Origin of the sequence: Acinetobacter sp. COS3 (genome assembly GCF_000475335.1) — a bacterium.
Taxonomy (GTDB): Bacteria; Pseudomonadota; Gammaproteobacteria; order Pseudomonadales; family Moraxellaceae; genus Acinetobacter; species Acinetobacter venetianus.
Genome location: NZ_AXCD01000044.1, coordinates 1 through 12023, shown reverse-complemented (window position 1 = coordinate 12023; position 12023 = coordinate 1). Strand labels below are relative to the sequence as shown.

8 protein-coding genes and 2 pseudogenes are annotated in these 12023 nt (G+C 36.7%); 3 read left to right on the top strand and 7 right to left on the bottom strand.

Annotation, left to right across the window (positions count from 1 at the left end):
- Window positions 1-216: 216 nt before the first annotated feature.
- The 7 genes and pseudogenes from IO68_RS29615 to IO68_RS29590 form a co-directional block, all read right to left on the bottom strand.
- Window positions 217-492 carry a hypothetical protein gene (locus tag IO68_RS29615; protein WP_023013918.1) on the bottom strand — a complete coding sequence of 92 codons (276 nt, stop codon included), beginning with the start codon at window positions 490-492 and terminating at the stop codon, window positions 217-219.
- Window positions 493-614: 122 nt separating this feature from the next.
- Window positions 615-1622 carry a hypothetical protein gene (locus IO68_RS29610; protein ID WP_023013917.1) on the bottom strand — a complete coding sequence of 336 codons (1008 nt, stop codon included), beginning with the start codon at window positions 1620-1622 and terminating at the stop codon, window positions 615-617.
- Between the two features lie 33 nt (window positions 1623-1655).
- Window positions 1656-2708, bottom strand: coding sequence for a restriction endonuclease (locus IO68_RS29605; RefSeq protein ID WP_023013916.1), 1053 nt, complete (start codon window positions 2706-2708; stop codon window positions 1656-1658).
- Window positions 2709-2719: 11 nt separating this feature from the next.
- Complete coding sequence (locus tag IO68_RS29600; protein WP_023013915.1) at window positions 2720-6160, bottom strand: DEAD/DEAH box helicase family protein; 3441 nt, start codon at window positions 6158-6160, stop codon at window positions 2720-2722.
- A 28-nt stretch (window positions 6161-6188) separates the two neighbouring features.
- Window positions 6189-7391: a restriction endonuclease subunit S gene (locus tag IO68_RS33695; protein ID WP_023013914.1), complete on the bottom strand. Its 1203-nt coding sequence runs from the start codon at window positions 7389-7391 to the stop codon at window positions 6189-6191.
- On the bottom strand, window positions 7388-8869 hold the full coding sequence (locus tag IO68_RS29595) for a type I restriction-modification system subunit M (protein WP_023013913.1): 1482 nt from the start codon (window positions 8867-8869) through the stop codon (window positions 7388-7390). Before IO68_RS29595 ends, IO68_RS33695 begins: the two co-directional genes overlap by 4 nt.
- A 98-nt stretch (window positions 8870-8967) precedes the next feature.
- Window positions 8968-9176 (bottom strand): annotated as a pseudogene (locus IO68_RS29590) (helix-turn-helix domain-containing protein).
- A 93-nt stretch (window positions 9177-9269) separates the two neighbouring features.
- Between IO68_RS29590 and IO68_RS34220 the strand changes: the two are divergent.
- From IO68_RS34220 to IO68_RS29575, 3 genes and pseudogenes are all read left to right on the top strand, one after another.
- A pseudogene (locus IO68_RS34220) lies at window positions 9270-9749 on the top strand (hypothetical protein).
- 388 nt (window positions 9750-10137) lie between these two features.
- Window positions 10138-10623 (top strand): LexA family protein, encoded by a 486-nt coding sequence (locus IO68_RS29580; RefSeq protein WP_023013911.1) that lies wholly within the window; start codon window positions 10138-10140, stop codon window positions 10621-10623.
- Entirely contained in the window at window positions 10623-11918 is a 1296-nt protein-coding gene (locus IO68_RS29575; RefSeq protein ID WP_023013910.1) for a Y-family DNA polymerase, read from the top strand. Before IO68_RS29580 ends, IO68_RS29575 begins: the two co-directional genes overlap by 1 nt.
- The last annotated feature ends 105 nt before the right edge of the window (window positions 11919-12023 follow it).

Sequence of the window (12023 nt, the reverse complement as noted above, 5' to 3'; positions counted from 1 at the left end):
TGCTAATTCAGCACATATCAATTCTTGTCTCAATTGGACACTTTAACTTGGTTCTAACATTCAATGTTGTTCCCTAGTAGAAATGTTCTGCCTTAACTTCGTCTAACTCTTGTCTTACCTTATTTTCCTTGTACCTATTTCTTCTTCTAAGGCACTTCTTGTTCTACATAGAAATATTGACAATTACTTAAGATGACTTTGTTATCTATTGGTTTCTTACCGTCTTTTTTTACCCAACGAAGGTAATCCGCCACTAACTTCATTAAAACTATTTTTGCAATATGATCCTGAATATTCAGCATATTTATCTATCGGAATTTCTTTCTTTTTGTATGTTCTAAATTGATGTATTTCTCCATCAGATGGTAATCTACCATGTACTATTTGGTAATGTTCACCTAAGGCATTAATATCTCCTCGCATTGCTTCTTTACATGTAGGACAAATAGAAATTTGTGAGACACAACGGATTTTACCTTTGGGTTTCTTCATTAGTTCACCAAGTAATAAATTTTATATGATCTATAAAAAGGTTTTCTACTGCACTATTACTCATTACTTCGTTTTCTCATCAATTCGTCAAACTCAAACTATTTTCAATATTAGATAGCAGTCTAATCTTTTATCTTGCTAAAAAAATCTGGTTCTTTTGAATTGATTCCATATGTACCATGTCTCCACTTAGCCTGTGGTAACCCAAATTTCCCAAAGTTTCCATTCTTATAATATTCTTGCAAATATTTTCGATTACTCTCAGATCGTTTAGCATCAACCTCTTTAAAAGCCTCTAGAATTTCTGAAACCATCTCAGCATCGATGTTGTTGGTACTCTTAAAACGTTCAAGATATTTTTTCCAAAATCCATAGTTACTTGATTCTTTTCTTTCGTAATCTTTATTTTTTAAATTTTCAGTTTTTTCTATATTAAGTAATCCAGGGCTATTATTTTTTTCATGCCAATTATTATTTTTTGGCGTAGTGGTTGTCGACTCTTTCTTGTATTTAGATAAATATTTTCTATAATCATCATGATGTTTATCCTCTTGGTTATGTAATTCAACTTTTGGTTTCTTTTTCTGTTGTGAATATTTAGGTTGTTCACAATTCCCTTTGATTTGAATTTTTTTTTCGTATAAGGGGGCTTGATAAAAAGCAATCTGGGCTATAAAAATATTTTTAACTTTCAATATCTTAATGTAGGGATCATAATAGGAATATAAATGTTTTTCATAAATATCGGGACTGATAAAGTCTACATTTGAACAATGTGGTAGCGGTAAAGATATCTTATTATTTTTCAAAACCTTACTGGGTTTATCAATTTTTAAGTAAGCAGAACCGATATCTTCTTTAAACCATTGTGCTAAAGCAATATTAAGCAAATGATAGATTACTTCTTTATTTTTTGGTCCTATAATGCTATCAATCTTAGGCTTTAAACTTAGTAAGAAATAATTAATATTTTGAATATTATTATTTTTCTCAATTTCTGAATATATAAAATTTAAAGCATCAAAAAAATATCCTAGCAATTCTTTTGCTTTGTTATCCAGCTTTAAGACTATACTCTCATGATTGAGTGTATAGCCCTTTAAATCTTTATTTTTATCGATATATTTCATAACTTCCCTATTTTTTATTAGGCTCTATTAACTTTATCCTTCAGCATTTGAGATTATCCAAATCCGCTTTAATGGTAATTCAGCTTTGATGTCATCATTCAATTTTTCATAATTAAGAAAAATTTGGTTTAACAAATCATTCTGTGTCCAAAGTCTAACTCTAAAGAAGCTAGAAGCTAATTCTTTCTGCACATTCGATTTAAAGCCCCCCCAAGCAACAAATAAACCCTGCTTCGTATTAAATTTTGTCATCGCACCAATTAACTTATCTACAGTTGGTCGATCTACTTGTACATCTCCAGATTTAACTTCTACACAAATTTGCTGTTGCCCAAAACCCATAGGACCATCACCAGCTAAAATGTCTACACCACCATCTGCACCTTCTGGACTTTGCCAACAAGTATATCCTTGCGCTTCTAATACAGCTTTAACTAATAGCGTCAATCTATGACCTTTAAATTTTGATTCAATCACTTTTCGAATCTGATCTTGTCCTATAAATTCCAAATCAACTGAACTAGATTCATCCGAAGCATCTTCAAGTTCGATGTCTTTTTCAACCCCTTCGAGTTTAATGATCTGATGCAAATTTTCTGGTTTCCATGAGTTTTTTTCCATTCTAAATAAACGTTCTTCAGCATTATTTCTCTGTATACGACAAATAGTCATAAAAGCCCCAAAGCTATAAAGAATATCCTGTGAAAAATGAGATCTTGGAATACCTGTAGCCAACCACTTCACTGAACGAGAATGTTTAAAAGGATCAATAGCCTTAGGGTCATAGGAATAGTCTGAATTAATAGAACCTATATAAATAACGGGTTGGAGTTTGGAGGGTAGAACAATCCGATCACCAACTTTCATCGTATGAACAAATGGCCAAATTTGGCTAGCATGATTTGATAATTTTCGCGGTTTTGCATCAGGGTCTATTTCTGATAATTCCGAGATTAAATCATCACGATTGATAATTTTTTTTAAATCTAAGTCTAAATTATCCCAAGTAACATAAGCTTTAGATGTGCTTAGAAACTTTTCTTCATACTCGCCTTGTGAGCCTGCTCTTACCAACCACACAGCCATATCATTTCTCCTTATGCCACCGCTTCATTAAATGCTTCAACAACCCCAAATATGTTGTCAGCCTCTGCATCATCAAACACTCCATCAATCCCTTCATAGTGGATTTGATTGAAAGGTGGTTCATAAAGTTGTGCCGCATCCAGTACACCGTTTTGAGTCAAATGCTCAATTAGCATTTCCACAAAACGTATTTGTTTCTCGTTATACGTTGAGCCTTGCAAATACTTAGAAAAAGCTTCCTGAACCGCCTGACGTTCTAATCCCACCAGAGAACGAATGAAGAGAGGTAAGGATTTCTCTGTTCCAAAACATTCTTCAAATTTATCTCGGCTTTCTACTTCTTGCGCTTCAAAAACAAAGCGTTCTAACTCACTTAGATCGGTCGGTGTAAGAGTCAAACCACGTTTTAACTTTGCAATCGTAATATGATTTTCATTCGCTTTGATGAAACTTTCTACACGCTTACGGTACTGGGCAAGGTTTACCCCACTTGATACCACTGGAATATCAACTGCTTGCATTTCTCCAATTTCATCATCAAGCATGGAGTAGACAATAGTTGAGGTCGATTTTTCAATCAGTTTTACCAAGCCGCGAATACGTTTACGCATCGCCTCAAGCATTGGCAAGGTAATGCCTTTCCAATATTCAACGGTTTGAATGTCTTGAATGAGCGCAATCTGTTCTGCAACAACAGGAATATTTTCTTTGCTTTCCAGTTTAGAAGCAATTTCAATCACTCGATTGGCATAACTCTGAATCGCTGTATTGTTCTTTTCCAATACTGCCAACTCAAGGTTGTAGCAAAGCATATCAAACAGTTTGGCCTCTAAGGTTTCAGGCTCAAGTTGATTCGGAAGTTTAGAAATGTGTTCTCGTAATGTACCGATGGCAAGATCATCTAAGTTGTTCCAAGCATCATCATTCTTGAAATGTTCAACATGCTCAAGCTCAGACTTTACAATGAAATTGTCATTGTTCATGGACTTCACTTCAGTCTGCAAACTCTGACGCATATCTTGCTGTACAGCTTTCAGCTCTTCGGTGGCATCGTCCTTCGCATTGAGCAGACTCAGGATATTTAAACGTGCTTTAAATAAGCGTTGTCCGAGTGGCTCTATGGTCGATACAGGCGCACCATCAGGGTTTTCATTGAAGTATTCAAAGTTAGAGCAATAATCGAAAATAAAGAATTCTTTTTTATCATCTTCAGGGCTAAACAATTCTTTGCAGAGTCGTGTACCACGCCCAATCATCTGCATAAACTTCACTTTAGAACGTACAGCTTTAAAGAATACTAAGTTGACCACTTCAGGTACATCAATGCCTGTATCGAGCATATCCACTGAAATCGCAATCTGTGGCTCAGGTAGATCTTTCTTGCTAAAGTCATCAATTAAGCTTTGTGGATACTTAGTGGCATGAGTAATGACACGGGCAAACTTGCCATCATATTGCGGATAGTTTTCATTGAAGCGATCAGCAATAAACTGGGCATGTTTTTGATTGACGGCAAAGATAATGGTTTTACCAAGACGATCACCGCCTTCGGTTTTAATACCATTTTCCATCAAGTGCTTGAGCATTAAATCAATCGTGCCTGTATTAAACAGCTCTTTATTAATCTTGGATGCTGAGACTTCTTCAGGTGCATCTTCATCGCCCCAGTTTAGACTATCCCAATGTTGTTTTTCTTCTTCAGAGAGTTCGTCATATTTCACACCTTCACGCATGAATTTAAGTGGGACAGAATAAGCTTTGGGTGGCACGAGATAACCATCGGCAATCGCTTGATCTAAATCATAGTAATCGGTTGGGACACCGCTTTCTAAGCCAAACAGTGCGTATGTATCACGATCTACTTCATCTCGTGGCGTTGCGGTTAAACCGACAAGCAAGCTATCGAAGTATTTAAAAATCTCGCCAAATTTTTGGTAAACGCTGCGGTGTGCTTCATCAATAATAATCAGGTCAAACATGCCAGTGCCGAATTGGCGTGTACCATCGGCATTTTTTTCGTCAATCAAGCCGATCATAGTTTGATAGGTAGAGAAATAGACTCGACCCACTTGGTTTTTATCCTCAAGTAAATTGACGAATGAGGCATCTTTTAAATTGGCTTTAAAGGCATTGTGCGCTTGATTGACCAATGAAGTCCGATCGGCAAGAAATAATACCTTTTGCACCACATTGGCTTTCATGAGTACATCGACCAATGCAATGGCGGTACGGGTTTTACCTGTGCCTGTTGCCATAATCAGTAAGCCTGCACGTTCTTTACGTTGATAGGCTGCAAGCATGGCTTTGATGGCACGAGTTTGGTAGTAACGCTCGACAATGTCCGCATTAATCGGGAAGCTACTTAAATCAGGGTTGTTCTTACGTCTTTCGATCAGACGTTTGAGTTCTGCCTGCGTATAAAAGCCATGAACTAAGCGTGGTGGGCCACCTTGCACATCATTCCAAATTCGGGTTTTGTAGCCATTGGTATAGAATATGACTGGTCGTTGTCCTGTTTGTTGCTCTAAACAGTCTGCATAGAGCTTGGCTTGTTGCTGTCCAATATCAGGGTCGGTTGATGTGCGTTTTGCCTCAACCACAGCCAAAGGCAAGCCATTGGCATCATACAGCACATAATCCACAGCACCTTTACCCGATGGGCTTGGCATACCTGTTACAGCAACTTCCTCTCGAACCGATGTACCGATTTCCCAACCTGCTTCTTCAAGCATGAGGTCAATTTTAAGTTTTCGAGTTTCGTCTTCTTTATAGTCGGTATGGTCTTCGATTTTGCTGTTGGCAATTTTAGCTTGTTCAACATCAGCGCGTTTTTGTGCAAGTTCAGCATCTATGTTGGCAAGTAATTTTTCACGCTCTTCGAGACTTGCAGAGAGTTCAAAGAGTTTCTGTTCTCGCTCACGTAGGGCTTTATACTGTTCTGCAAATTCTTTTTCTTTAGTTTCTACTTCTTTTTGCAGTTGTTCTTTGTTGGCGGTGATTTGCTGAGTATTGTCAGCATTTGGTATTAGTTTTGGGTTAAATAAAATAGACTGAGAGCGGTCTTTTGAGGGTGAGCCATAGTTACGCTCAAACCAGACATACATCAGGAATAAATGGCTGATGTGTTTTACGGTTTCTTCGGTGGTGAGTTGCTTGAACTTTTTCCCATGTACGGCACTGTTGCCGACCATGCGAATGTTATCCATTTTATCCCAAATATAAGGCGGAATTAGGTCTTTAAATTTGATGTCATTGAGTAAGTTATGCAATGAAGCATCATAGGGTTGGGTCAGCTTTTTATCGTATTGATAAAGCCATAGCACAAGGTTTTCGAGCGATGTACGAGCCGCAGCAAGCGCAAACTGAGGGGAGATATACACGAGCTTTTCAGCTTCTTTGGCAGTGGCTGCCAAGCTTTTAAATTCAGGCTCTAAAAACTGAAAGTTGCTCATGTATATTCCCTCATTTTTTAATTAAATGTTATAAAGTGCCGTTAAATGCTTTCTGTTGTAATGTTTTAAATAAATTTTCAGCTAAATCTAATTGTTCAAGTAATTTAGGTTTTTGACTCTCAATTACCTGAACAATATCTGAAAACTTATTTTGCAGTTCCATAGGAGGCTGAATGATTGGAAAATTCTCTATATGCTCTTTATTCAACTGCCGTTTATCAATTCCACCGACGCATATTGAACGAATATATTCATAATAATCAGGCAATGTAAGGATTCTTAAAATAAAGTATTTATTGAAACCTTCTTTGATACGAATTAAATAAACGTGACCATTGATATTGGCACTATCATCCTCACCCAAATAAATCGCAGCACGACCTAAACTACTGTTTTCAGTGTTAATTCGACCTGTTTTTGTCATTAACAAATCTTCATGTTTAACACTGCTTTTCATCATTTTAGAGTGGGTTTCAGCATCAATATAAGCAACATCATCAAGAATAACTTTGTTTTTCCAAACATTTTGACTTCTTAAGAAAATGATACCTTGATCTACATAATTTTCAGATCCACCTTTCGGCGTATTACCGCTATGGATTTTTGTCGATAGCTGTGACAGTTTTTTTACTTGCCACCCTTTAGGATTACTTACAGGATCGCCAAACATATCAATAAAGGTGGCTTGTAAAAGCTGATCTAACTTTTCAATCGCTTGCTGACGTTTTTGGCGTAGCTCATCCGCTTGATCCAAAATAGACGCAATTCGGCGTTGTTCTGCAAGTGGGGGGAAAGGTATTTCCATAACCAGTAATTGCTTAGGACTTAGATTAGGTTGAGCTGCACCACCAGCATTTTTCAGTAGGTCAACTAAAAATTCACCACTAAAAAAGAACTTTAAATAATCTGCCGTAATTTCATCTTTAGCTCTGATGATTGCTACACGCTGATTAATGTAAGCACCTACATCACCATCCGAAGCAACTGCAATTTTTCCAACTGTAGCTCCTGATAAAGCCATTAAAATATCTTTATTTTGAATTTTAAAATTATCAGAAATTTTATGTTGAATTGCATCAACAGTTAATGCAGATTCTGTTTGAATAGAGCCTTCTTGCAGATCACTAATTCTAATAACTTTATCATTACCTGCTCCAAACCATTCACTTTTAAAAGCATAACCAGAAATAACGGTCGCAAAATCACTTAAAAGCTTTTTATCTGAACTCACTTAAGCATCTCCTTAAGCTCATTGATTCCTTTTAGAATATCCTGCTCAAGCACTTCTAAGTCCGACAAAATTTTACTTGGTGCTTCATATTCCACTTGTTCATACACCACTTCCTTATAACGGTTAATCGACAAGTCATAACCATTGGCAGCAATATCGGCTTTATCCACCATAAAGCTTTGCTCTGTGGCTTTACGTGTGCTTTCTGCCTCTAGGTTTTTAAAACGGGTAATAATGTCAGGAATGTTGTTATTTTCATGCTTAGACGCATCAAGTTCATTACGCTTATCATCCAGCGAATAACCATCTGCCTGCATATCATAAAACCAAACTTTGTCCGTACCGCCCGACATGGTTTTGGTGAAGATCATAATTGCAGTCGAAACACCTGCATAAGGCTTAAATACCCCTGATGGCATCGAAATAATCGCTTCTAGCTTTTGCTCTTCCACAATCTTTTGACGCAAGTCTTTATGTGCTTTAGACGAACCAAATAAAACACCATCAGGCACAATCACCGCAGCACGACCACCTGTTTTTAACAACCGTAAGAACAAGGCTAAAAACAGTAATTCAGTCTTTTTAGTTTTAACAATCGCTTGAAGGTTTTTAGCACAACTTTCATTATCCAAACTGCCTGCAAATGGCGGATTGGCTAAAATCAAACTGTATTTTTCGGCAATATGTGAATGCGCTTCACTTAAAGAATCACGGTTTTCAATACTTGGATTTTCTACACCGTGCAGCATCATGTTCATTGAACCAATACGAAGCATAGTGCTGTCAAAGTCATAACCAAAAAAAGTTTCTTCACTAAAGCGTTTAGCTGCTTCAGGATTGGCAAAAATCTCAGTACTGTAATGATCGTTTAAATATTCACTTGCAGCGACTAAAAAGCCTGCTGTACCGCAAGCAGGGTCACAGATCGTATCGGTTGGCTTAGGTTGCATCAGCTCCACAATCATCTTGATGATATGGCGAGGCGTACGGAACTGACCATTTTGACCTGCTGAGGCAATCTTACCGAGCATATACTCGTAAATATCACCTTTGGTGTCTTTATCATCCATAGGCACATCAGCAACTAAATCCACTACTTTGGTGAGTAGCGCAGGCGTAGGAATGGTAAAACGAGCATCCTTCATGTGATGGCTATAGGTGGTTTCGTCTTCTGCACCTAAGTTTTTAATGAAAGGAAAGACTTCATTGGCAACGGTATTATATAAAGTTGCAGCATCGCCTAAAGTAATAAACTTTGACCAACGAAGATGATCTTGCTCAGGTGTGAAAATTGGATGTTCTACTGGCTTCTTTAAACGGTTGGCTTTCTTTTCTTTGGTGATCTGAATTTCATCGAGTCGGCGAATAAACAGCAAATAAGTCATTTGCTCCATGACTTCTAAAGGATTGGAAATACCACCACTCCAAAATGCGTTCCAAATCTGGTCAATTTTGCTTTTAATTTCGCCTGTAATCACGTATAAGATTCTCAAATTTTCTTTGTACTTATTGTGTTGGATTTAAAGAGTAAAATCTATGGGGAAATAAAGCAATGCGACAAGATTAGGCGTTGGTACTATGGCAATAATTCTTTAGCATTGATTTCTAATGCCGATGCAATTTCATATAATTTTTTTCAACAGTGAGATTGACCTCTCCACGTTCAATACGCCCCATATAACTACGATCAATACCACACTGTAATGCAAGAGCTTCTTGCGTGATGCTTCTTTGTGTTCTTCTATTGCGAATTAATTGACCAATTACGTTGGATAATTCTGACATTTGAAACTAACTGCTCAATAAACAGAATTATCACCAATTGAGGACTATATATCCACGGACTATAATCCTCTTTTACATAAAGGACAGCCCGTCATGAGAAAAACCGTAAATTTACCTTTATACGATGAGTTTATGGATATTTTTGCAAATCATGAAATTAAGAATTGGCAAGCCAAGCATTTCTGGGAAAAAATGGGCATGAGTAAAAATTCCAAGGTTGAACAACATCGACGACTCATGTATGTCGGGTTAAGAATTCTAGTAAAATGCCATTATTTGGAAGTTGATGTATCTCAATCTACAAGAAGGGTCTTTAGCTATAAGGAGACACATTGATTAGATAATCTAAGAGAAAAATTTAAAAAACAAAAACTTGAGAAAGTATTTTTAGCAAAAAAGACAGAGTTCTTAGGGCAAATTAAAGATAAAGAGAACAATATAAATTTTATTCAGACTCTCTTGGCAGATGACAAAACATTAGAAAAATACTTTATTGTGCATCAGCAGCAATTGGAAAATGACATTAGAAGTATCAATTCCAACATCAAATTCATGGAAGATGTTTTAAATTAGGTGCAGCTTTAATAAGAGTGTTGGATTGTGAGACATATCATAAGATTAATGAGCTTTACTTTTAAGCAACTTTGCTTTGGTATGTTCGATCTATTTGTGATGTCTGGTCAGTTTAAAAAGATTTTAGCTGGTCAGATCTATAAGAGAATCAGTGGTCAATTAAAAGAGAATATGCAGGAATGGTGTTTTTTATTTAATCTCTAATGGAAATCTATCTACAGAGACTAAAAATGCAATACAAAGTAATCAGTGTAGAATTTCCGACCAAACACACACTATAGCGCGACAATCTATGACTTGTACTTATTTATCCACAATTTTTTAAATTTGAAATTCAACTCATCTCTAGAATATCATTTTGATTATGTAACAAATTCAAGTGATAGTCATGAGCAATCCTCAAATCATCGAAATTAAGAATCATCTCAGGCGTGAGTTATTCTCAGATGTTTATTCGATTTCACTCATAGAACCTTCTATAGATATGTCTATTGCTGTAGCTATCGAAAAAGTTTCAGCAGGTTTTCCCTCCCCAGCTCAGGATTATATCGATAAAAAAATCGATATGAATGAGCACTTGATTAGTAACGAGTGCGCAACATTTATTGTCAAAGTTGGTTCACTCTCTATGAAGAATGCTGGTATTGATATTGATGATGAGTTGATTGTAGATCGCAGTCTTGATGCTAAACACGACGATATTGTCGTCGCTCTTGTCGATAATGACTTCACTGTAAAAAGACTAAAAATAGAACAACATAGAACTTGGCTAAAAGCTGAAAATCCTGATTATGATGACATTCATCTTAAAGATGGGCAGCAGTTGATCATATGGGGGGTTGTTACTTTCATTCTAAAAAAAGCAAGAAAGTGATGAAGCACGAAAACAAAGTATTTGCATTAGTTGATGTTAACAACTGTTATGTCAGCTGTGAGCGTATGTTCAATCCAAGCCTGATTGATAAACCAGTTATTGTTTTGAGTAACAATGATGGATGTGCTGTTGCTAGATCGAATGAAGCTAAAGCACTTGGAATCAAAATGGGTGTTCCCCTTTTCCAAATCAAAGATATTGTTCAGAAACATAATGTTCAGGTGCTTTCGAGTAATTATGCTTTATATGCTGAGATGTCACGGCGGTTTCATAAGATTCTAGGTCAATACGTCACTGAATCAGAACAAGAGATTTATTCTATTGATGAGTGTTTCTTAGACCTCTCTGCTTACTATAAAAATTATGATTTAACTAAATATGGTCAAGACATGCGGCAGAAGATTTTGAAATGGATTGGTCTACCTGTATGCGTGGGAATAGGTAAATCAAAAACTGAAGCGAAAATTGCTAATCACATTGCCAAGAAGAATCCAAGCTTTAACGGTGTTTGTGATCTAGTGAACATGGATCTGTGCAATAAAGAATATTATCTCGCTCAGATAGAAGTCTCTGAAGTTTGGGGTGTTGGACGTAAGCATTCAAAAAAGCTACAAACAATGAATATTAATACTGTCTTAGATCTCGCAAGTGCAGATCCACGTGAGATGCAAAAACGATTTTCAATCGTGGTGGCAAGAACAGTTGCTGAACTACAGGGAATTTCATGCATTGAAATTGAACATACACCACCAAGCAAAAAGCAGATTGTTGCCAGCCGTTCGTTTGGATCACGCGTAACTGAACTGACGGACTTAAAAGAAGCTATCTCAATGTATGCCCAAGATGCATGCTCTCGATTAAGAAGTGAAGACTTACTCTGCGGTACAATTATTGCTTTTGTGCAATCCAACCCTTTCGACCCTAATGTGCCTTTTTATAATCAGTCAGTCAGTTATACATTTCCTGAGCCTACCGACTTTGCACCTGAATTGGCCAAAGCAGCAACATTAATGCTGAATCATATCTACAAAGCAGGAATCAAATATAAAAAGTGCGGTGTAGTTTTAACGTGCCTTGAACCAAAGAATGGCCATACATATGATCTACTGACTGATTTTGAAGAGATTGAAAAGAAAGAAAGGCTGATGAAAGCTATGGAATGTGTTCACCAAAAGTTTGGAAAGAAGAAGATTGGAATTGGACCATGTTTTGTGCCTAATCGAAACTGGACTATGAGTAGAGACAAGTTGAGTAAGAATCCATTTAAGTGGGATGAGCTTTTAACGATCAGCTAAGTTAATAGATATCGATCACTCACCAAATGTAGGATAAAATTTCTTTAGATCATTTATAAGTTTTTCTTTCGAACTTTCATCATAAATGAACCGTACCGGGTTTGT